This is a genomic window from Gloeotrichia echinulata CP02 (assembly GCA_038087035.1).
Taxonomy (GTDB): Bacteria; Cyanobacteriota; Cyanobacteriia; order Cyanobacteriales; family Nostocaceae; genus Gloeotrichia; species Gloeotrichia echinulata.
Window position 1 is genome coordinate 1,409,309 of record CP051187.1, and the last position, 23,687, is coordinate 1,432,995.

The window sequence follows — 23,687 nt, forward strand, 5'->3', positions numbered from 1 at the left end:
TTCAGCAACCAAGCGACATTGTTAAAGATAGGCGATCGCATTTTCTCAACTTTACGCAGCCCAATCTTTACACAGTAATTCTGCCTGTTGCAGCACTGTCACCATCGCTTTCTCTTGCTTTTCTGGTGGATAGCCGTATTTTCGCAGTAGACGCTTGACTAATCGCCGGAGGTTAGCTTTGACGCTTTCTTTCTGTGTCCAGTCGATGGTGACGTTGCGGCGAACTGTATCTACAAGGTCACGAGCGATCGCTCTTAGTGTATCATCGCCTAAAGCACTGACAGAGGTATCATTGATATCTAAAGCATCGTAAAAAGCTAGTTCATCTTCCGATAATCCCAGGTTGTCGCCTCGCTTTGTTGCTTCCCGAATTTCCTTTGCTAATTCGATTAATTCGCTGATCACCTGGGCAGTTTCGATAGCGCGATTCTGGTATCGTTTAATTGTCTGTTCTAGCATTTCGGCAAAGGAACGGGATTGTACCAAGTTACGAGGCGATCGCGTTTTGATTTCGTCGTTGATTAATTTCCGCAGCAGTTCTAAAGCTAGGTGGCGTTGGGGTAGTTGGCGGATATCTGCTAAAAATTCATCGGAAAGGATGGAAATATCAGGATTTTTCACTCCAGCAGCAGCGAAAATATCTACCACCGCATCACTCGCAACAGCGTTAGAGACAATTTGGCGAATTGCGGTATCTAAATCTTCTGGACTTTTACCCCCATTTGTGGTATGCTTCACGAAAGCACCCCGAATAGCTTGGAATAAACCGACTTCATCCCGAATTTTTATAGCTTCATCACTGGAACTGCATAAAGCAAAGGCTTTGGCTAATTCGTTCACTGCTTGGATAAATTCTTGTTGTCCATCTTCGAGTTCGAGAATATGATCCATTGCGGCGGGGATGATGGTTACACGTTGGGTTACAGTACCTGTAAAGAACAGCGAATAATCGAAACCGTCTAACATTGCTGTGACGTTTTCATATTTTGATAACATTAAGGCGATCGCTTGTGCTTGAGGAATGCCAGTTTCACCTTGACTGTCAGCAGTATAATCTCTCAGGGCTGCTGTGAGTTGATCAGCAATGCCCAAGTAGTCTACAACTAAACCGCCTGGTTTGTCTTTGAAGACGCGGTTAACTCTGGCGATGGCTTGCATTAACCCATGACCACGCATTGGTTTATCTATATATATAGTGTGCAAACATGGCGCATCAAATCCTGTTAGCCACATATCCCGGACAATTGCCAATTTCATCGCGTCATGTTCATTTTTGAACCGCTTTGCTAATGCTTTGTGTCTGGATTTATTGCGGATATGGGGTTGAAATTCTAGAGAATCAGCTGCGGAACCAGTCATTACAACTTTCAGGATTCCTTTGTCGTCGTCGGGATGATGCCAATCAGGGCGAATTTCGATAATTGCATCGTACAAATCGACGCAAATCTGACGACTCATACAGACAATCATTGCCTTACCATCGATAATTTCTTGGCGATGTTCAAAATGTTCTACAATGTCTTGAGCAACTAAAGAAATGCGTTTTTCTGCACCTACCAAAGCTGCTAATCTTGCCCATTTAGTTTTTAACTGTTCTCTAGTTGACTCTTCCTCACCTTCGGTAATTTCTTCAAATTCTGGGTCAATCTGAGGACGTTCTGATTCTTCCAGTTCCAGTTTTGCCATGCGTCCTTCATAATAAATACGGACTGTGGCTTCATCCTCAACTGCTCTTTGAATATCGTAAATATCAATATAATTACCAAATATTGCTCGTGTATTAATATCAGTTGATTCTATGGGAGTTCCTGTAAAGCCAATAAATGAGGCGTTAGGTAAAGCATCTCTTAAATGTTTTGCAAAGCCATAAACAATATAACTATCACTTTCATCTTGATTTGTGACTACACGCGCTTCTAAACCGTATTGACTACGGTGTGCTTCATCAGCAATCACAATGATGTTGCGACGGGGTGAAAGTTCGGGGTATTTTTGCTTTGGTTCTGGTGCGAATTTCTGAATCGTGGTAAAGACAACCCCACCAGATGAAACTTGTAAAAGTTCTGTTAAATTTTCCCTATCTTGAGCTTGGACTGGGTTCTGGCGCAGCAAGTCAGAACAGTAAGCAAAGGTGTTAAATAATTGGTCGTCTAAATCATTGCGGTCTGTGATAATTACCAGAGTGGGGTTTGCCATTTCTGGATTTTGGATGATTTTTCCGGCGTAGAATGCCATTGTTAAACTCTTTCCGCTACCTTGAGTGTGCCACACTACACCCACACGTTTATCACCTTGGGGTGATGTCGCTATCACAGTACGTTCAATGGCTTTATTGACTGCATGGAATTGATGGTAGCCTGCCATTTTTTTAGTAATGTCGCTACCGTCTACTTCAAAAGCTATGAAGTGTTTAATTAAGTCGATAAATCGGCTTTTTGCAAATATACCTTTAATTAAAACTTCTAATTCTGCGAATTTTTTAGGGGCAATTTCTTCGCCATCAATTGTGCGCCAAGGCATGAACCTTTCCCAGTCGGCGGTCAGGGTTCCGACTCTGGCCTCTGTACCGTCGGAAACTACGAGAATTTCGTTATAAAGAAATAAACTAGGGATATCTTGTTTATAGGTTTGGAGTTGGTTAAATGCGCCTTTAATTGTGGCATTTTCGGTGGCTGGATTTTTAAGTTCAATTACGCCTAAAGGTAAGCCGTTGATGAAAACTACTACATCAGGGCGGCGTTCTTTTTTATTTTCAATAACAGTAAATTGATTAACTACTAGCCAGTCGTTATTATCTGGGTTGGTAAAGTCGATAATTTTAACTTGGTCGTAGACAATTCTTTCTGATGTTTGGTACTCGACATCTACGCCATCGGTGAGGAATTTGTGGAAGCGGCGGTTATTTTCAAATAAGTTGGGGGTTTCGCTGCGGGTAATTTTGCGAATCGCTTCTTCGATAGCGTCGGCGGGAATTTGGGGGTTAATTGTTGCTAGGGAAGAACGCAGGCGGGTAATTAATACAACATCAGCATAGGTTTGGCGTTCCGCGTTGGGTTCTTCGGGGGCGATTTCTGAGGCGTTGAGGGTAGTGTAGTTTAACTCTTCAAACCATTCTAGGGTAGCAAGCTCAAGAATTTCTTCATCGATATTGTTAATCATGCAGATTTTCCTCCTGTCTTACCAGACAAATCAGGAAGTAATAATCGTAGCTCCTCAGTTGCAGTTTTAAAGTCTGCTTTGAATTCATCTTCAGCAATCTCAATTTCTCCAAAACCCCCTATGAGTTCATAAAATAGTTGTAGATTAGATTCTTCACCTTTTTTTCTTTTATAAAAACATAATCTTGTATAATTACCTGTTTCATCTTTTTTAAAATAAGTGAAAGGCGAGATGCTGTAAAGATGACTCTCATATTTCACTAATATAGTTTGATCATTTAAATAAGAGCTAACAGATATTAATTGCTCTTTAGTGAGAATAGTCTTTTCAAAAGTCCGATTGAGTGAACTGCCTTTAAACTCTTCATGTCGAAATTCGAGAATATTATTTAATTGCCCAACATAACGCATTAAAGTTGCATTCTTTAACTCTTCAATATCTTTAAAAATAGAAATAATATTGTCATAATGCTGAAAAATAATTTGACGACATTGTTCATTAGATTTTGCACTTCCATGAGCAAAATCATTTCTCACTGCCTGTAAGTCACTTAATTTTTCTATTGCTTTCATAGGTATTATCTTTATACAAGATAAATTATAGTTATTATCTAAAGCTAGTTTAATTAATTGTTCTATTACTGACAACTTATCGTGGTAAGTATCCGATACTAGTTGCTTATGCCTAATAGCAGTTTCTTTCATTGGTAAATTTAGACATCTAAATTCTCCTACAACCATTGAATATAACAAACAGATTATTGATTCCCATGTGTCACGTAACAAAAGTAGGCGTTGCTGCTCATTCTCATAACCTTTCTCAAATCTATAAAAATTATAAGCAATTGGCGTAGGAAAATCATAAAAAATAGTTTCTTTTAAGTCTTCTACTTCTTGATCTCTAAACTGCTTTAATGCCAAACGATAAGTTTCTGGCTCCATTAAAAATAGAATCTTGCTGGGTTGAAAGGAAGCATCACATATTGTTACTAAATCATATTCTTCATCTATGGATTGGTTGAAATCAGGATTATTTTCATATCTTAATTCAGGTAAAGTTTCGCTATACCCTACTGGAAAATCGACAGTACTACCCGCCAATATGCTTTTACTAATTTCGGTGTTTTCTAATGTCATATTGAATTTTCTACAAAAATTTCACGGTCCCTAACTTGAATTTGCCCTGATAGTATCTGTGGTAATAAAGAATCACGAATAGCAGCAAGCATGAGAGATTCTTTTTCATTAGCACCAATTTTGTCCTCAAGATTTCTAAGGACAGAAGCAATAGCCTTTTGTTCGGGAAAGGGTGGAATAGCCAGAAGAACCTCACGCAGTTCACTTTGGCGTATTCCAAAAACTGTTGTACCAGTTGCTCTTGCGTGGAGTTGGTCTTGTACGAATGAAGATTGCATTAAAAACTTTAAATAAGTATTGTCTAGTATTCCAGGTTTACCACGAAGCGTTATTAACCTTTGAGCCAATGCAACTTTTCGTCCATCAAGTTGTGCAATTTCTCCTAGTGGAGCTTCAGTAGTCATAACAACATCGCCAGATTCTGGAAATCCCCGCCTCATCCAAGAATGATAGTCTTCTAATGCAATATATTCTTCTGGTTGATTAATTCGTCCATTTTTAACAATTTTTGCTGTAATTAGAGGTATACCTGAAGTCGTTTTTTTAGGGGTTTTACCTCGGTAATCAATAATTTCTGCCATACATTCCTCTAATGGCAATATTTGCCAATTTTCAGGAAAGTTATTTTCTTGAAACCAAGAATTAAAAATAGTCCACGCTATGTTTTCCAGCGTCTGGTTCATCTCCCGGTTCAGTTCGATTTTATTGTCTAATGTGCCGAGGATGTGGGCGATCGCTTTTTGTTCAGGGAGGGGAGGAATTACAAAAGGGAGTGCTGATAAAATTGATGTGTTTAAGTTCGGCATGGTAGCACCAACAGCATGGCGAACTATCCACCCACGAACACTAGGATGACCTAAATAGTAAGATGCATACAAAGGGTCAACTTCACTGTTTCCAAATCTAACCCGAAGACAACCAGTACCGCAAAGCCAACCATCTTCTTCTGTACGAATTAAAGCTCGACGTTCAACATCACCACGTCTACTATAAACAATATCTCCTTTTTTTACTAAATAACGGCTGAGTCTTGCTGCATCTTCTGAAGTAATACGCGCAATTCCTTCTGTCAAAACACGGTTATCACCAATGTTTTGGGGCATTATTGATGGAATACCAAAAGGTACGTAATCAGAGGCGTGTAATTGACTTCCAAATGGACCTGTTTGGATGTTTCCGCCACCTTTTTTGCAGGATTCACCGAGTGTAGTTACTTTCCAATGCAGAGGTAGGCAACTGAATAAAGATTCAACCATAATCACTTAAATAAAATCACTTAATACTTTATTTCCTAATTTATTGAATAGTTTTAAATCATTCTTGATCCTCAACTTCCACAGATAAAGCCTCTAATTCAGCCTCCAATTGCTCAATTGTCGGTAAACTTCCTTGTAATTGTTCCGGTAGAGTATCCCGTAGCTGATAAGTTGAAACTCCAATTGGTTTATTCATTTCCCGCAGAGCATATTCTACAATTGTTTGATTCTTCGTCTTACATAAAATCATGCCAATAGTTGGTTGATCATCTGGATGACGCAATAAATCATCGACAGCCGAAACGTAAAAACTCATCTTTCCCGAAAATTCCGGTTGAAAATCTTCAATCTTCAAATCAATAACCACATAACAGCGTAAATGCAAATGATAAAATAATAAATCTATATAAAAATCTTTGTTTCCCACCTCCAAGTGATATTGGCTGCCAACAAAGGCAAAACCAACCCCTAATTCCAATAAGAAATCACGAATATGTTGTATTAAAGCTTTTTCTAGCTCACGTTCTTGCGCTTCTTTTCCTAAACTGAGAAAGTCAAAGTTATAAGGGTCTTTTAATAATTGTTGTGCTAATTCAGATTGTGGTTTGGGTAGGGTATTTTCAAAGTTGGTAGTAGCCTTACCTTGACGATGATATAATCCACTTTCTATCTGATGTACTAATACATTTCTACTCCAGCCATTTTCTATAGTTTTTTGGACGTACCATAGCTTTGCTGAAGCATCTTTGACAGCATCCAAAATACGAATGTTATGTCCCCACGGAATTTGTCCAACAAGTTGTTGGACAATTTGTTCATCAGGATAAGCTTCTGCAAAAGCCCTCATATAAAGTAGGTTTGTACGTGAAAATCCCTTCATATCTGGGAAAGCTGCTTTTAAATCTCTGGCGAGACGTTCGATAACTTTTGCACCCCATCCCTGTTGCTGCTGTCGTGTAATAATTTCCCGTCCAATTTGCCAATAAAGTAATACTAACTCACGATTAACAGACAAAGCTGCTTTAACTTGGGCGCTGCGTATGCGTTCTTTTAATTCCCGTAAAAAGTCATCATAGCCATCCATTGGTAATAACTTATCCGCCATACCCCAACCCGCGTAAATTCTCTTTTATTATCGCTTCCAACCTCGCCGACTCCTCAAACTGCTTTTGCAACTTCTTTGTCAAATGCAGCATTTTCTCATCAAACGCCTCATCATCATCTTCTACTTCCTCTGCTCCCACATAACGCCCCGGTGTGAGAACATAACCGTGAGTTTTAATATCATCTAACTTGGCACTCTTACAAAAACCTGGGATATCTTCATACTTACCCGCTTCTTTCTCGCCCCGCCAAGCATGGTAAGTTTGAGAAATTCTGGCTATCTCTTCCTCGGTCAGTTCTCGGTGTACTCGGTCAATTAACACGCCCATCTTTCGCGCATCTATAAATAATGTTTCCCCAGTGCGGTTACGAAACTTGCCATTTTTCTTATTTTTAGCCACAAACCACAGACAAGCGGGAATTTGGGTGTTGTAAAATAATTGCCCAGGCAATGCCACCATACAATCAACTAAATCGCCATCAATAATGGCTTGGCGAATATCACCTTCCCCAGACTGGTTAGAACTCATGGAACCATTCGCCAATACAAAACCAGCAATACCATTGGGTGCTAAATGGTAAATCATCTGCTGTACCCAACCATAGTTAGCATTACCTACAGGTGGTGTACCATATTGCCAACGGGTATCTTCCCGCAATCTCTCCCCGCCCCAATCGCTCATGTTAAATGGGGGATTCGCCAGGATAAAATCAGCCTTGAGGTCTTTGTGCAAGTCATTGTGGAAAGTATCAGCGTTGTGTGTGCCAATATTCCCATCAATTCCGCGAATTGCCAAATTCATCTTGCACAGTTTCCAAGTTGTCGGGTTGGATTCTTGCCCATAAATGGAAATATCGCCAATTTTTCCCCCATGCGCTTCGACAAACTTTTCCGACTGCACAAACATTCCCCCAGAACCGCAACAGGGGTCATAAATCCGCCCTTTGTAGGGTTCAATCATTTCTACTAACAACTGCACCACACAACGCGGTGTATAAAATTGTCCGCCTCTCTTCCCTTCCGCAGTGGCGAACTGTCCCAAAAAATACTCGTAAACTCGCCCCAAAATGTCTTTAGAACGGCTGGCTTCATCTCCCAAGCCAATTTTGCTAATCAGGTCAATGATTTCTCCCAGCAGTTGTTTATCTAGGGCTGGCTTATTGTAATCTTTGGGTAATACGCCTTTGAGTGATGGGTTTTCCTTCTCAATGGCATCCATCGCCTCATCTAGCAGTTTGCCAATGCTTGGTTGTTTGGCATTAGCTTGTAAATATGACCACCGCGCCTCTTTAGGAACCCAGAAAACATTCTCCGCTGTGTACTCGTCGCGGTCTTCCGGGTCAGCGTGAGCTTGCTGTGAATAGATGTCGTAAAGTTCACTGAAGGCATCGGAAATATACTTAAGGAAAATCAACCCTAAAACAACGTGCTTGTACTCCGCTGCGTCCATGTGACCCCGCTGCTTATCCGCAGCTAGCCACAGGGCTTGTTCAAAGCCTAATGTTGCCCCATTGCCGTTATTCTGTTCGGTTTTTTTCTGACCACGAGCCACTAAGTAATACTCCCTTAAGTAAAATCTCTTCTAATGCGAGTTAATACCAAGTTTAATAGGTCAAGACATGATTTGCGAATTGCGACATATAATTTGCTAATGTACAGTTGTATTGTAAAATACTCTATATTACTCTACATTCTCCCAATCTGGGAATACAGCCATGAATTATCTTGTTAAAAAAAACTATCACACCTGTGATTTTAGCTATTTTAGGATTATGTATTTCTGGTAAAAATGTTCTCTCTCAAACCCTAACTGTCTCACCTAACCTAATTAATTTTAGCTCTGATGCAGGAGAAAGCTTATTATTTACTAGTCGTGCAAGGGTTGACTTTATTCCTTTGAGTATGCAGTTTGTCACTCAAAATAATCAAGCTTATTGCGGCGTTGCTAGTATTGTGATGGTGTTAAATAGTTTAGGAATTCCTGCTCCAGTTGCACCACAATATTCTCCCTATCAATTTTTTACCCAAGAAAACTTTTTCACTAATGAAAAAACTCAAGCTGTAATTACCCAGGAATTAGTCGCTCGTCAAGGTATGACTTTAGAGCAATTAGGTGGATTACTCGCCAGTTATGATGTCAATGTAAAAGTCTATCATGCGGCTGATTCTAATATAGAAGATTTTAGAAAAATCACAGTCGCTAATTTAAAACAGAAAGGAAATTTTGTTATAGTTAATTATTTACGCAAAGAAATTAACCAAGAAAAAGGCGGACATATATCACCTTTAGCTGCATATAATGAGGAGACTGATAGATTTTTAATTATGGATGTTTCCCGTTATAAATATCCACCTGTTTGGGTAAAGACGGCTGAGTTATGGAAAGCTATGAATACAATTGATTCAGTCTCAGGTAAAACACGAGGCTTTGTATTTGTGAGTAAATCTAAGTGAAGAATCACTGTCAAGCCTTGAGCATTTATGATCAGGACTTACTTACGTGTCACATTTAAAGAATGGTGCGTGACGCCACAAGTCTTGGCGTACAATATTTATCACTGCGTCACGCACCCTACGATTATTATTGTGCCCCCAGAGTAGGTCCTAATTAGGTTGAGCGAAGCCGAAACCCAATTAACCATCAAATACATAAGATTTGACTTATGCTGATTCAGAAAATTGTCCAAGAATTGCAAAACATCCCCGAAGATAAACTCGCAGAAATTTATGATCTGATTCACTACTTTCGCTTAGGTTTAAATCGGGAAACTGCCCAACCTCTCACGGTAAGCGAACTTGAACCGCGTACCCCAGGATTACTAACGGGAAAACTCAGCGATGCTTTTTTTGAACCCTTACCCGAAGAAGAACTTCAGCAATGGGAATGAGCTACCTAATTGACACACATATCCTATTATGGTAGCTCTTTGATGACCCAAAACTCGATACCGAATGCCGAGACATCATTCGCAACCCCGATAATCGCATTTTCGTGAGTAGTGTTTCTGCTTGGGACTAAATAAATTATCCCCAATTATTTGTATATTTGTAGAAGACCAAGGCCTTGCACTGCGTCCAGGGGATATTTTTTAAATTGGAAGTCCCTGCTGCTGTGCTAAGTTCATCTTTAACAGGAATATAGTTCTATAGCTGTATTCTATTAGACTGTGATGATTACTGAATTTTAGTTAACTAAAGGTTATAAACTTGAGTAATGGCAATGGTATAGCTTACCTTAAGGAAGCAATAGTGTGCCGCTCTAATGCAAATGGATTGGATTAGCTTACTAAAAACTCAACAAGCTGACTTCCTTCAACGTGTCAAAAAATCTAAGACTTATGACCTATCTTTGCTCGATACTCAAGTCAAAGGTTGCCATAGTGAAATGATGACATTTTGGGGCGAGTCATTGGCAAAACTCCTAGAGTTGTCTGGACAACAAGCGGAAATTGTCGCCCAAAATCCGCCACCAACACCGCCTGAATACCCGGAACCTCCCGATTGGACGATACCTTTTGCCAAATACTTCCAACAACAAGCCCAGGATTATCTTTTGAGAGAGCAAATTGTTGATCGGGTGATGGCTGAACGCCTCGGTAAGTTGGTGAAAAAAGTGCCACAAGACACATTGAAAAACATGGTTTTAGATGATGAAGGGAATTTACGTGGCGAAAGTACATTTTCTTATTTGCTTACAGCTAACCAAAAGCTGAGTATTCAAGTTTACGTAGCTGATGGCGAAAGTTTTAATGGGATTAAGAAAGATAAAATCAGGTGGTCAGTCACTCAAGAGGATTTAAAAAATCACCAAGTCTTAATTTTTCTCTGTTTATTTTTCCCTTCTACTAGCAAAATTGGATACAATAAACAAGCGGTAGTTACTGGATTTTTACCCACCGCCCAACTGGAATTTACAGAACCAAAACTGTACATTACTCCTAGTAACTTGTTGTATGCGGGGGGATTGAGTTGGTATTTAGAATCACTAGTTGCCAAAAATGATGTGCTGCCAGTGATTGATGAGAAAATGATAGACCAGACAGTGGAGACTTTGCCTGCAAAGCATCCTCTGAAGAGAATTATCGGTGATTGGGAATACTGGCAGACCTTAAAAGGACACACCAGAGGAATTAATTGCCTAGCTTACTCTTCTCCTACCGCAGATGCTTTGCGTGCTAGAACGCCAACGACAAACAATTCCAGATATCAAAGCAAAACCTTACCAATATTAGCCAGTGGTAGTCGTGGTGAGACAAAGCTATGGGATTTAAGTAATGGTGAATTAATAGATACCTTATCAGAGCATCCTTGGGTAACATCTGGGCTGGTAGATGAAGTCAATTCCCTGGCCTTTAGCAGCGATGGACAGACTTTAGTCAGTGTTGGTGCGGACTCCACGATTAAAATTTGGCACATTGGCGCACGAGATTTAATCGATATCCTGCACAAGCATAATGGAGTAGTCCGGTGCGTTGCCTTTACCCCCGATGGTAGAATGTTAGCGACTGGCGGAGATGACAGAAAAATTCTGTTTTGGGATATGACTCAACGTCAGGTGGCGATCGCCCTTTCTTTAGATGATACAGCAGCTCATTCCTTGGTTTTTAGCCAAGATGGGCAAACACTGATTACAGGTAGCTACCGCAAAATCAAAGTCTGGGATACATCCAAGTTAGCGACAAATTTGAAAGATCCCCGGCCACAGCACATCCTCATGGGTCATACTCACATTGTTCGTTCCCTGGCGATGAGTGCCGATGGTAAACTGCTGGTTAGCGGCAGTTTAGATAAGACAATTAAAATTTGGCAATTGGAAACTGGGCAATTAATCCGCACCCTCAAAGGACATCAAGCTGAAGTGTGTGCGATCGCTCTAGGTCCCGATGAGCAAATTATCGCCAGTGGTAGTGCTGATAAAACTATCAAATTGTGGCATGTACAAACAGGAGAACTCCTAGCTACCTTTACAGGTCATAGCGATGTAGTTACAGCCGTAGCGTTTACTGCTTCCGGCGATATTTTAGTCAGTGGGAGTTTAGATAAAACGATTAAAATTTGGCACCGGAGTTAATGCGGGATGGGGACTTGGGATTAGAAAAATTACTTCCTCATTTCCCCCCATTCCTAGGCTGTTGACTTTGTACCTTGAGGGGGTTAAAAATTCATGCACAATCCTTGCTGAGTAAAATTTGCAGGGGGAAAAGTTGTTTTTCGCGTTCTTTAAGTAATAAGTAATAAGTAATAAGTAATAAGTAATAAGTAATAAGTAATAAGTAATAAGTAATAAGTAATAAGTAATAAGTAATAAGTAATAAGTAATAAGTAATAAGTAATAAGTAATAAGTAATGAAAGAATTATTAAGATATTAACAACTTCAATCAACAAGTTGAAAGAAAAATAAAACCCACCTTCCGCACCCCCAAGTGTCACAAACGGAAATTACTGAGATAAAAAAGGCAAGCAAGAATAAAAACAGACATATTTAGATAAAATAGGGATTTGAGCAGCCATAAATCACCACAAATGGCATCAAAATCTATTGTCAATAAGGAGCAATAAGAACTGATGGCAGATAGATTCGGATGAGATAAATAAATGAAGACGTTCAACGCTGAAATCATAAATTAGAATAATGAATTGAAGTATCAAAACTAGATTTTTGGCATAGTAAATTAGAGCTATTAATCAAAGCGGTTAGCTGCTTGTCCGATTTATATTAAATTAATAGAGATAAGACTTATGTGACTAATTGATAGTAACGGAGGCAATCATCTGGTAAAAGATTCAAGATGAAATCCCTATCTGGAGTCCAATTAGAGACGTGTTTTTCATTGTTAAATTCAACTAAATGAATACACTGGAAACGTTGAAATATCCAACGTAAAGTAGGGCAGTCAGTTGCTTTACCCAATTGATTTTTAATAGTTAATTTAGACTCTCTGAGTGCGGCTCTGATTTGACGTTTACCCTGTGTATAGACCAGCAAACATAAACCCATAATCATTCTGTTTGGAGTTAGCTCACAAAATCGCATTGCTCCCATAGCTAAATATTTATTTGATTTTTGTCCCAATAATTGATTGCTCCTGATCCGATATGAGAAATTTAGAACTATTAATTCTCATAACTTCATAATTTTCTGGCATAAACACAGAACCTAAAGTAGCTACCATATCGGCAATAGAAATTTTCAAAGCTAGTGGTACCTTTAAATTAAAAAATGATTTTGGCATACTTCTAACATTTAAATGCAATTTTTTTTGCCTCACGTACCATACCCCAGTAAATTTATTCCCTGTTATAAGTTCTTTAGGTTTAGAGAAAAGCAACATTTGAACCCTTGTTTGCTCATAAGTCATATCATCTTTAAATTCAATAGTGATTTTTTCTGAAGATGTATCAAAACGCCATTTTCCCAAAAGTAAAATTTCTATTTCTATATCAGAGTGCTTACTATTATTCATGTCTATCCTCAAAATTAGCTTTAGATCTAACTTTTCCTATTATTAACAAATGTGTGATTAACGCCTAGGAAAGTTTCGTTATAACTTTTTACACGCAAAAAGAATAAGTGCATCAGCCAAACTAACCAAGACCCCACGCGCCAAGCTCCCATTGAAAGGTGTTCCGCAGATGAGTTAGGGGATGAGTCAAACCTATGTTGGTCATAGTGTAACCATTTGGCGGGTAGGTGTCCCATCGGTGTCATGGGGGACAATTTAAAAGTTAGTTGCTCATAGTCTAACCAGTTTCCGTCTTTTCGCCAACCAAGACGATCTCCGAGTCTCTTTTCGGTTTCATAGTCTACTTGACCACCCATTTCGCTCCAGATAGTTTGCTGAATACTGAAGCCAAAATAACCATAACTATATTGTTGCCAAAGTTGATCAATGATGTGGAGGTCTGGATAGGAAAAATTATCAATATCTTCCTGATAAACTTCATTCCAATAATTCTTGCTCATGACTTTTAGCATTAATTTAGTGGTTTCAACGTCAGCGTCTTTCCACTTATGCTGGGCGAGGAGATCCCGTAATGGGGTATAATCAATATTTTTATGGCTGGGAATTTTTTTTGTCAACGCAAGATTGTTATTGCTCAGTCCCATAAATCCTGTTTTTTGAACAGCAGATAGAGCCGATGTAGAAACAAAATTTATTTCTGGTGCTATACCTAGCAATTTTGTTTGATCAGTGAGTTGATTGGATATATAGTTTGATATTAAATCAATACCCTTGTCTAAAAATACGGCATTTTCGCTCAAATCAAAATTATGGATTTGCCAATCTAATAATTGAGATTGAATAAAAGCATCTTTTAATCTGGCTTTTTTCTCATAACTTGTCACCATAAAATCAAGAAAAGTTTCAGAAATTCCCTCTTTTTGTTCAAGGTTAAATAAATTTGAGTGATACTTGAAAATATTATCTCCTAAATTTTTGATATCTCCGACAGTTGCGTAAAAAGATTCATCTACTTTTATGACTTCATCTATTAAAGATTGAAATGGACTCAAGTATTCTTGTAAATAATTTTCAATATTGATTGCTGTATGGGCAATTTTGGCTATTTCTTGGCGAATTTTATAGGCTTTTCTTTGATAAGCGTAAATCTCTTGATATACTTCTAAATCTTTAACTATTTGCTGAACAATTCCTTTTTGAATTTTGGTATCTTCTGCAAGGTTTTTAATTCCTTCGCCAAGCAAGATTATTTTTTCTAACATTAAAAAATAAGCATTGCTCAACAGTAAAACTGCTTTCAAGTTTTCTTGCTTTTCCCATCTGAGTTCATCAACTATTTTCGGATTTTTATTGTTTTTGATTTCTAATTTTTTTCGTTCGTCTTCTATTTTTTTTATTGACAAATATTTTTGTTTGAATATTTTTTTCAATTCCTCCATAAGGTTTAATAAAAAATCATGATAACTATTCTTGTAATTTTCTAGAAAATCAATAATATGAGTGTAGTCTTTAATGAATAATTGGATTTCCTGAAAAATTTCTCCCTGGCTAATTTCTGCTTTTCGCTTAATTATTCCCCCAAAGAGATGATGATATCGAACACCTTCTTTAATTAATTGTTGACGTTCTCTAATTTTTTTTTGAATTGCTTTTACACCGTTATTTTTGAGGACGGGTAGTTGATATGTTCGTTCGTAAATCGTAATACTTTTATAAGTAATTAGTTGTCTTTGCTGTTTAGTTAGCATAATTCTGATTTTCAAAAGTATGAGGAGACACCACTACTCTACATTAGCTGTTTTAGATAATTTCCATACTAAAACTTTCTCTCGTGCTTCTATCAAATCCATGCCAATCTTTTCTAAAACTCGCTTTGAAGCTATATTATCTGGATCGCATCCAGCCGTAACTGTTTGCATACTGGGTTGAGAGAGTGTCCAATCAGACATGGCTTTGGCAGCTTCAGAGGCATACCCTTGCTGTCTATAGGATGGAACTATATAATAGCCAAGTTCCACTGAATCTGTGGGTGAGAATGTGGCATCGGGAATAATTTTGATCATAACATGACCAATGAGAGTATTCTCTGCTTGATGAATGACTAAACTTCCCCATCCCCATTCACTTTGCCACGGATACTTGCTGAGAATATCTGCAATATCTGGCAAATTTTGCAAAAATTCTTCTTCTTGCCAATTTGGCAAAACTGTAACTCCCAGTAATCTGGCTAATTCAGCATCACCAAAAATTGCTGCTTTGACTATTTCCAACTTAAAGGGTATCAAATATAATCGTTTGGTGAGAAGTTTTTCCATGATATGAAATTCCTATTCAATGTATGCAGAAGACCAAAGCATGACAACTACTCTTCTTTGAGCCATTTTAACGTTTCTGGGTTTTTGTTATAATGGTAGATAGTGCCATTTTTAGTAGTGATGGATTTACCTTGCCTACCCCTATTTCTGATTGTGGCCAGAGAATAGTCTGTTAATGGGTGAATTTCTTGATGAGAAAGCCCAAAACTTATGTCTGTTGTTGCTGATATTTTTGGTGTTTTTGGGAGTTCATCTTCAGGTAAAATATCTATGGTGATGTGAGAGGTTTCCGTAGGCTCAACGATAATTGATTTTGTTCGTCGATAATCCTGCACGGGGAAAAGATGCCAATGGGAATTTTCCGAAAGTTCTAGAACCCACTGATGATAATCAAACAAACTTTCTCTGTGTCCAACACTAATAAATGTTGTTTTTGTCGCTTGTAATTGATGATATAAATTGCCTTCGTTATTTAAATCCAAAGCACTTGTTGCTTCATCTAATATAGTAAAATTGGGACGATTAATTAATAATCGTGCAAAAGCCAGGCGTTGTTGTTCTCCCAAGGACAATATATTTTCCCAAGGAACTTCTGTATCAAAGCCATTGACGCGGGTAAGCAGGTTTTGTAGATTAACTTGGTGCAGAATGTCTGCAAGTTCGCTATCGCTGATTTTGCGGTCTGTATGCGGATACAGTAACTGTTGACGCAGAGTCCCCAAAATGATATAAGGTCGTTGGGGAAGAAACAACATTTCCTCTAAGGGAGGTCGCACCAGCCTACCAGTTCCGGCGTTCCACAAACCAGCGATCGCTCTCAACAGAGAACTTTTACCCCGACCACTAGGGCCAACAATCAACAATCCTTCTCCTGGTTGAACAGATAATGACAAATCTTCAACAATTACCTGCTCATAGTTTGGCGTTTGTAAGGTGACACCCTCAAAAGCCAAATGCTGGTCTTCTATGACTTTAATAGTACTGACATTTTCAGGTTTTTTGCTCACAAATGCTAATGCATCCGAAAACTCAGATAAACGCTGTAAGTAACTAGAAAATCGCCCGGAAGTTCCAAATTCAGCTATTAATGCTCCCAAAGCATTAGAAAACATAAAACTACAGTAAGTAGCTTGGCTAATTTCGCCATAATTAATCTGATCTTGAATGAATAAAGGTGTGAGTATAAACATTGAAAATATACTAATAGCCGACTGATAGGCATTGTTAAAAATATCTTGCCCCTTTTCCCAATTTATCCTCCGTTCAGCATTTCTTAGCACATTATTGAATCGGCGATTAATTATATTTAGTTCTTCTTCTTCCCCTTGAAAAAAAGCTATTGATTCAGCATGATTACGCACATGAGTTAAGCAATAATTGAAATCGGCTTTAAATGCAAGTTCTTCTTGATTAATTTTAGTTAATTCTTGACTTAAATAAATAGCAACAATATTCCCTACAATTGTATATATCACTAGATAAATTGCAATTTGTGAAGAGATTGTCCAGAGAATTATTAAAAAAGTAATAATGTTCATAGACTTCTCTAGTACAGTAGCTGATAATCTTAAAGCACTGCTGGTAATTGGTTCTATTTCTTGGGCTAGACGTTGGTCTGGATTATCAATAGCAGAGTTAAAAGTTATTTTATAATAGGCTTGATTGCTCAAATATTTTTTCAAAATGTGATGATTTAGCCACTTATACCAATCAATCGCTATTTTATTTCTGACATATTTAGAAAATGCTAGCAAGATGACTGTCACTACAATGGAGAGCATGGAAATCCATAAAGTATCAAGATATTTGGCAAGGTCTTTCTCTTCAATAACGATATCAAAGACGTAGCGACTCCAGAAGCTGTCTAAGGCCTTTACTGCCACAACGGCAGTTATTAATATTATCAGGATAATGAGCATTCCCCATGAGCTAATCACCTCTGAAAATGCTCTTATTCCTACCTCTGTGGGATACCAATAAGGTTGAAAAACCACTTTTACATTTGCCCAGAATTGAACAAAATCCGAAAAGGGATTCGTTGGTGTTTTATCATTAACAACTGGATTTTGCATATTCTAGATATATATCCGTTCTTACATTTTATCGTATGCGATATAGAATATCACTGAATGTAACGGTCTAGTTATTTCTCTCTCTGCCAAAATTTCAATTATTTTTGCTGCTTGAGCATCTTCATCCTCAATTGAAACCTATTCACGGTAAAATCCCACTACCAAACATGAAAAGAGGTAGGGGATGAAGAGCAGAGGGAGAAACACTCAATTTTTACTTAAGGAGAGAGAGGCTGGGTGGGGGAAGTGTTGATAATTCATCTGAATTTTTACCAGTCAGCAGAATTTCGGCAATTGCATGAGAAATTGGGAAGTGTGGTGGATATATCTCCATCCAGAAAAACTCCCCGACTGGGTTAATTTCCAGGAATATGTACTCACCATCGGGGGTGACAATAATATCAATTGCGCCGTAGTTTAAGCCAAAATAAGCCATGAGTTTGAGCAGCTTTTTCTCAATATCTTCTGGCAATTTGTAGGATTCCCAACTCTTAACTAAAGATTTCCCTTCTTTGCGCCAGTCGTAAGTAGATCCTGTCAAACTTTGAGAATCTACTGCTGCAGTAAATATATTGTGTCCGACAATCGTTGTCCGCAACTCTAGCGCCTTTGGTACGTTTTCTTGAAAGGTCATTGGACAAAAATGCAGTCCTTCCATATGATTGAGATCATCATCTGTAACGGGACTAGTGAAAACCACCAATTCTTCCCCCTGGTCGCCATAAATCGCAAAGGAAGAAAGCATTTTTGTGACTATACCTTGCTTCTGACACTCAGAGGCAAATTGCTTCACAGTCTCTGGATTATTAGAAGTCAGTGTACGCGGAGTCCGCAGTCCTAGCTCCTTTGCCACTTGCAACTGTAGTTGTTTATTATTGGTGATATCAACATTTGACATTTTGTCAAAGTGAAATGCCTTGAGGCTAGCAATCATCCCCCTGACAGTACGGCGACTTTCCTCAACAGAAGGGTCTCGAAATTGCTTGTCCATCGTTTGGGGAATTTTTGCGCCGTAGCGCATCCGTCGATACCAAACTGACGACACCTCACTCAAATCTAACTTCTGTTCGCCATCATTAATAATTACCCGTTCAGAATCACCGCAGTAAATATCTAACTTCACTTCGGTGGGATATCTGTCTGTGTCAAACCGAAATGCTTTTTCTCCTCTAGCCTCGATTTCTTTAATTACTAGAGGAATACTTTCGTTATCTTGGCTAAATGTTAGTATTAGTACTGTCATAGAAAATTGTTAACTAAAGGTGGTTAATTCTGATTAAAAGTTGTAGGGTGCGTCAGATGTCAAAAATCTGTTTTTTCTCACCAAAATCTCACACAGGACTTACGCTAGTGTCACATTTAAAGAATGGTGGGTGACGCCACGCCTCAAGTGAGTGCGTACAATATTTATTGCAGCGTCACTCACCCTACGATGTTTTTAGCCAATAAGCGCATCGGCGATCGCATCAGAAATGGGCAAGTCTAAATCTCTCTCTAGCATTCCCCACTCTCCTATGGGGTTGATTTCCAAAAAGACATATTCGCCTGATGGTGTGACGATGAAATCGAAGGCTCCAAATAATAGCCCAAATCTCCCCATAAAAGCGTGGAGACGACGAATTAGTTCATCAGGAAGCTGGTGGTTTTGCCATGCACCCACCTCAATACCTGGTTGACGCCAATCACCTTTAGCTGTTGCATACACATCTGCATTGAGCGCCCCGACAAAAACATTGCCATTCACATACACCACCCGCAATTCCTGCTGCTTGGGGATTTGCTCTTGAAAAACCATCGGACAATAGCGCAGTGACTCGGCCTGTTGTAAGTCTTCTTCTTTGACGGTGCTAGTGTAAAGAAAGAAGGAGGTAGGTTCCATACTGCGGGAAAGATGAGTCAATAATTTGCTCACCATTTTACCGTTGACTTGCTCGAAAAACTCTCGTGCTGACTCGGCTTTGTTGGTGACAAGAGTTTTGGGAATCACAAAACCTAGCTCAGACGCAATCCGCAGTTGACGTAGCTTGTTATTTGCATAATTTATGCGCTCTAAATCATCTATCCAACGAGCTTCCTTGAGGCTGTCCCAAAAACCATCTAAAGTTGCTTTTGATTCTCTAATGCAAGCTTCTCGGAACTTTGGCGCTAATTCTTGACTCAGTTGTGCTTCCCAAATGCGACGCAACCACACAGCCTGCACCTGCTCTGTGCTGATTAAGTGGTTGTTATATTCTATAGTGTGATAGCTTTTAGACTTGTCAAAATGTGCTGTTAATTCCAGATCTAAAGGAAATTTATCAGTATCTAGACGAAATGGTTGCACCCCTTTTTTTGACAAGGCTTCTGCCACTCTATCTATTGTGAAGAAATCACCACTGTGGGTAATTAATAGAATAATGTCTCGGTATCGAGATAGATGCATAAAAAATTTTCTGGTTTTAATCAGGACTTGCACAATCGGCAATGGTAGGTTGGGTTGAGGAACAAACCAAAACCTACACATTTTTATTTTTTCACCAAAACGTACGGAGTCAGGTTAAGGCAATTTCTGCGCGAGATTCTTTAGGCGTCTCCTGACTACAATTTAGCAGTCTTCCCAATCTGAAGGATACTTAAAAGTATAGATTGGGGGGGGAGTATTTTCTGGCTGGGATGGAGGCGTTTCTTCCACCAAGAACCGGGCAAAAAATGGCAACCCTTGGCTATCCAATGCTTTTACGATTTTGCTTGACATGGAATTTTGTCTATGAATTGATGGTATTATGCCTTGATAGTTGTTGATAACAGGGAGTAGTTTTCAGTGACTTGCTCACTGAAAACTACTCTTTTTTGCTGCGGCTAACTCAATTTAGGAATCTTCCCAATCGGAAGGAAATTTATAAGTATATGCGGGAGCATTATCTGCAGCTTGTGCAACTTGCTCTTCCAAAAAGCGAGCGAAGAATGGCACTGCTTTGATATCAGATGCTTTGACCGTGTTGTTAGACATGGTGTTATTCCTTGATAGTTGTTGATAACAGGGAGTAGGTTTCAGTCAGAAACCCCACGCCTAAAGGCGTGGGCTTGAAAAAAGCCCTAATCTGACCAGACTAAGTTCTTAACTGAACTACGTTAGAGGCAAGAGTTAAAGACCTACCAAGGAATGCGTAGCTAGTTCCTTGCTCTAGAACCAGACGATTAAACAGGCTTAACGGGGTTAAACCAGTGTCGTTTGGATAGTTACCGACCTCTAACATTGTCGAAGCTAACATTACCCCGCAAGGGAGGCTCTTGGCTGCGCCACGCTGCGCGAATGGAGCAAAACATTATGCGTACAGGGTTGTAAAGTTTGAAACGGTAACTGTCCCGTTGAAAGTACAAAACAAAAGTACACCGAATGCAACAACCCCAAGGCGATAATGTGACAGCGATTGAAATCGCCTGCGCCTTACCCCCATGTCTAAAGCCAGGGGCTTCCACGGCGCGAGGACTTTGGTGAGCAAGTCACTGAAAACTACTCTTTTTTGCTGCGGCTAACTCAGTTTAGATATCTTCCCAATCGGAAGGCCATTTCTTTGTTTGTGCGTAAGGAGCATTATCTGCAGCTTGTGCAACTTGCTCTTCCAAGAAGCGAGCGAAGAATGGCACTGCTTTGATATCAGATGCTTTGACTGTGTTGTTAGACATGGTATTATTCCTTGATAGTTGTCGATTTGGATATTTTCTGATTCGACTTTTTTGGTAGCAGGTGTATTTTCCTTGAGGGAATTTTTGCTACCTATTAAAGGTATAGCAATAAATTAGTTTAAAAGCAAGTAGAATTTAAGAAACTTAAGCAAATTTAGACAGTTATTTAACTTAACAAAACGAGGTAAAACGAATTAGCAAGCATGACAAAATTCCCATAGCCAGAAAGAATTTTTGTCTGGCTATGGTCGAGTTGTATTCTTTGATTTAGAGTTGATGTATTCGCGTGAAAACTGGTGACATAGCCCACCTTAGACCTATGTCAAAAATCAAATATAATCCCTATAGTAATCCGATTTTATTTCTGAAATAACTGAACTATAGAGAGAACTTTTTCTTCCCTATCTGTGCCCTCTGCTTTTCTTCAGTCGCTAAACTCTCACCCATTTCAACAGCTTCGGGTCTTTGTCATAGCGGTAGGTAACGCCATCCTTAGTAGTAATCGACTTCCCAAGGTTAGCCTTGCTTCTGATGCTGTTAATGGTAGAGCCTGTTAATGTTTGCATTTCCTTATGAGAAAGTCCTATGATAGTGGCTATTTCTGATTGATTTTGAGATTCGTTATTGGGTAAAATATCTATTGTATTTTCATGATTATTGGGGGGATTAATGACAATTTCTTTTCCTTTTTGAATCCGATAATCCTCCACAGTCACAAGTTGCCAAGTGGAATCTTGTGATAGTTCCAAAACCCATTGATGATAATTAAACAAACTTTCTCTATGTCCAACACTAATAAATGTTGTTTTTGTCTCTTGTAACTGTTGATATAAATTTCCTTCATTTTTTAAATCTAAAGCACTGGTTGCTTCATCTAAGATAGTGAAGCTAGGATGAGTAACTAAAAGTCGTGCAAATGCAAGACGTTGTTGTTCTCCCAAAGATAATATATTTTCCCAAGGAACTTCTTTATCAAAGCCATCGATTCGACTGAGTAAGTTTTGTAGATTAACTTGTTGCAAAATATCTTTGATTTCTGCGTCGCTAATTTGACGATTTGGGTTAGGATATGTTAACTGTTCGCGGAGAGTTCCTAAGATTATATAAGGACGTTGGGGTAAAAATAAAACTTCTTCAAGGGGAGGCCGCACCAGACGACCAGTTCCAGCGTTCCACAAACCAGCGATCGCTCTCAATAGAGAACTTTTCCCTCGACCACTGGGGCCAACAATTAATAAACCCTCTCCAGATTGAACAGAAAGTGACAAATTTTCGACAATCACCTGTTCATAGTTGGGGGTTTGTAAAGTGACATTCTCAAAAGCGAGATGGTTTTCTTCTATTGTTTTAATAGTACTCACTTTCTCTGGTTGTTTGGTGACTGCTTCCAGTGCATCCGCAAACTCAGTTAAACGTTCAGCGTAACTAGAAAATCGTCCAGAAGTTCCAAATTCATTGATTAATTCTGCGAGAGCATTAGCAAAAAGATTGCAAGCTAAACTGGCTTGGCCAACTTGTCCAAAATCAATCTCATCATTAATCTGTAAAGGACCGAGTACTATAAATGGAAATATTTGGATAACAGCCTGATATCCTCTGCTAAAAATATCCTGATTTCTTTCCCAATTAATTTTGCGTTTCGCACTGTTCAGGAGATTACTAAGTCTTCGTCGAATTATATTTAATTCTTGGTTTTCTCCCCGAAAGAAAGCTATTGATTCAGCATGATTACGAACATGAGTCAGTCCATAATTGTAGTCAGCTTTACATTCAAGTTCCTCTTGAGTAATCTTATTTAATTCTTGAGTCAAGTAAACAGCAATCACATTACCTATAAGAGTATAAGCAATCAAACAACTTGCAACAAATTGAGAAATTGACCAGACAATTATCAAGAAAACCGCCATTTCCAGCACTTTTTCCAAGAAAGTGGCTGAAAAACTGAGAGCATTTCTGGGAATGGGTTCGATTTCTTGAGCTAGACGTTGATCTGGGTTATCAATATCAGATTTAAAGTTTATTTTATAATAAGCTCGATTGCTAAAATATTTGGCTAAAATTTGATTACTGAGCCATTCGTACCAATCAAGAGCAATTTGTTTTCTGACAAATTTAGAAATTCCTACCAAGAGTGTTACACAAATAAGGGCAACACCATAAACCAATAAAGTATCAACAAATTTAGTAAAATCTTTTTCTTCAACAATCGCATCGACTAAATAGCGGCTGACGAAGCTATTAAAAGCAGTTACGCCCACAAGTGCGATGATTAATAATATCAGGATCAGGAGCATTCCCCATGCACGAATCACGTCGGAAAATGCTCTGATACCTGGCGTAGTTGGATACCAATAAGGACCGGCGATCGCTCTGACGTTCTCCCACAATTGATTAACACCGGACCCTGTAGAATCATTCTTTAACGGTTGATCGCGAAAAGTTTTGGATTGCATGTTGTAAAAATCAGTTGAGGCTCTTGAGGCTGACTGAATAACTTTGATATTTTAATATAT

Annotated in this window: 18 protein-coding genes; 3 read left to right on the plus strand and 15 right to left on the minus strand. The window is 38.8% G+C overall.

Annotated features, from left to right (window positions below):
• Positions 1-51: 51 nt before the first annotated feature.
• Genes HEQ19_06400 through HEQ19_06420 form a run of 5 tightly spaced genes read right to left on the minus strand, consistent with a single transcriptional unit; the run spans position 52 to position 8,208 of the window.
• Positions 52-3,159: a type I restriction endonuclease subunit R gene (locus HEQ19_06400; protein ID WYL99206.1), complete on the minus strand. Its 3,108-nt coding sequence runs from the start codon at positions 3,157-3,159 to the stop codon at positions 52-54.
• Positions 3,156-4,295 carry a hypothetical protein gene (locus tag HEQ19_06405; GenBank protein ID WYL99207.1) on the minus strand — a complete coding sequence of 380 codons (1,140 nt, stop codon included), beginning with the start codon at positions 4,293-4,295 and terminating at the stop codon, positions 3,156-3,158. Before HEQ19_06405 ends, HEQ19_06400 begins: the two co-directional genes overlap by 4 nt.
• Positions 4,292-5,551, minus strand: coding sequence for a restriction endonuclease subunit S (locus HEQ19_06410; GenBank protein WYL99208.1), 1,260 nt, complete (start codon positions 5,549-5,551; stop codon positions 4,292-4,294). The genes HEQ19_06405 and HEQ19_06410 overlap by 4 nt, the downstream gene beginning before the upstream one ends.
• Before the next feature lie 58 nt (positions 5,552-5,609).
• Positions 5,610-6,656 (minus strand): PDDEXK nuclease domain-containing protein, encoded by a 1,047-nt coding sequence (locus HEQ19_06415; protein WYL99209.1) that lies wholly within the window; start codon positions 6,654-6,656, stop codon positions 5,610-5,612.
• A complete protein-coding gene (locus HEQ19_06420; protein WYL99210.1) occupies positions 6,646-8,208 on the minus strand; it encodes a class I SAM-dependent DNA methyltransferase in 1,563 nt (520 codons plus the stop codon). The genes HEQ19_06415 and HEQ19_06420 overlap by 11 nt, the downstream gene beginning before the upstream one ends.
• Positions 8,209-8,381: 173 nt before the next feature.
• Here HEQ19_06420 and HEQ19_06425 point away from each other — a divergent pair, with 173 nt between their 5' ends.
• The 3 genes from HEQ19_06425 (at position 8,382) to HEQ19_06435 (ending at position 11,727) form a co-directional block, all read left to right on the plus strand.
• Positions 8,382-9,110 (plus strand): phytochelatin synthase family protein, encoded by a 729-nt coding sequence (locus tag HEQ19_06425; GenBank protein ID WYM03284.2) that lies wholly within the window; start codon positions 8,382-8,384, stop codon positions 9,108-9,110.
• A gap of 209 nt (positions 9,111-9,319) precedes the next feature.
• A complete protein-coding gene (locus HEQ19_06430; GenBank protein ID WYL99211.1) occupies positions 9,320-9,544 on the plus strand; it encodes a hypothetical protein in 225 nt (74 codons plus the stop codon).
• Positions 9,545-9,918: 374 nt separating this feature from the next.
• Positions 9,919-11,727 carry a WD40 repeat domain-containing protein gene (locus tag HEQ19_06435; GenBank protein ID WYL99212.1) on the plus strand — a complete coding sequence of 603 codons (1,809 nt, stop codon included), beginning with the start codon at positions 9,919-9,921 and terminating at the stop codon, positions 11,725-11,727.
• A gap of 983 nt (positions 11,728-12,710) precedes the next feature.
• Here HEQ19_06435 and HEQ19_06440 read toward each other — a convergent pair.
• The 10 genes from HEQ19_06440 to HEQ19_06485 all read right to left on the minus strand — a co-directional run bounded on the left by HEQ19_06440 (position 12,711) and on the right by HEQ19_06485 (position 23,627).
• Positions 12,711-13,121, minus strand: a complete 411-nt coding sequence (locus HEQ19_06440; protein WYL99213.1) for a hypothetical protein — start codon at positions 13,119-13,121, stop codon at positions 12,711-12,713.
• Positions 13,122-13,147: 26 nt separating this feature from the next.
• The gene (locus tag HEQ19_06445; protein ID WYL99214.1) at positions 13,148-14,869 is read right to left on the minus strand and encodes a GUN4 domain-containing protein; all 1,722 of its coding nucleotides are present in this window, start codon (positions 14,867-14,869) and stop codon (positions 13,148-13,150) included.
• Positions 14,870-14,902: 33 nt separating this feature from the next.
• On the minus strand, positions 14,903-15,436 hold the full coding sequence (locus HEQ19_06450) for a GNAT family N-acetyltransferase (protein WYL99215.1): 534 nt from the start codon (positions 15,434-15,436) through the stop codon (positions 14,903-14,905).
• A gap of 47 nt (positions 15,437-15,483) precedes the next feature.
• On the minus strand, positions 15,484-17,508 hold the full coding sequence (locus HEQ19_06455) for an ATP-binding cassette domain-containing protein (protein WYL99216.1): 2,025 nt from the start codon (positions 17,506-17,508) through the stop codon (positions 15,484-15,486).
• A 214-nt stretch (positions 17,509-17,722) separates the two neighbouring features.
• Positions 17,723-18,751, minus strand: a complete 1,029-nt coding sequence (locus HEQ19_06460) for an MvdD family ATP-grasp ribosomal peptide maturase (protein ID WYL99217.1) — start codon at positions 18,749-18,751, stop codon at positions 17,723-17,725.
• Between the two features lie 195 nt (positions 18,752-18,946).
• The gene (locus tag HEQ19_06465) at positions 18,947-19,930 is read right to left on the minus strand and encodes an MvdC family ATP-grasp ribosomal peptide maturase (GenBank protein ID WYM03285.1); all 984 of its coding nucleotides are present in this window, start codon (positions 19,928-19,930) and stop codon (positions 18,947-18,949) included.
• 162 nt (positions 19,931-20,092) lie between these two features.
• Positions 20,093-20,242, minus strand: a complete 150-nt coding sequence (locus HEQ19_06470) for a microviridin/marinostatin family tricyclic proteinase inhibitor (protein WYL99218.1) — start codon at positions 20,240-20,242, stop codon at positions 20,093-20,095.
• 114 nt (positions 20,243-20,356) lie between these two features.
• A complete protein-coding gene (locus tag HEQ19_06475) occupies positions 20,357-20,497 on the minus strand; it encodes a microviridin/marinostatin family tricyclic proteinase inhibitor (GenBank protein WYL99219.1) in 141 nt (46 codons plus the stop codon).
• A gap of 533 nt (positions 20,498-21,030) precedes the next feature.
• Positions 21,031-21,174, minus strand: a complete 144-nt coding sequence (locus HEQ19_06480) for a microviridin/marinostatin family tricyclic proteinase inhibitor (protein ID WYL99220.1) — start codon at positions 21,172-21,174, stop codon at positions 21,031-21,033.
• 431 nt (positions 21,175-21,605) lie between these two features.
• Positions 21,606-23,627 (minus strand): ATP-binding cassette domain-containing protein, encoded by a 2,022-nt coding sequence (locus HEQ19_06485; GenBank protein WYL99221.1) that lies wholly within the window; start codon positions 23,625-23,627, stop codon positions 21,606-21,608.
• Between the last annotated feature and the right edge of the window lie 60 nt (positions 23,628-23,687).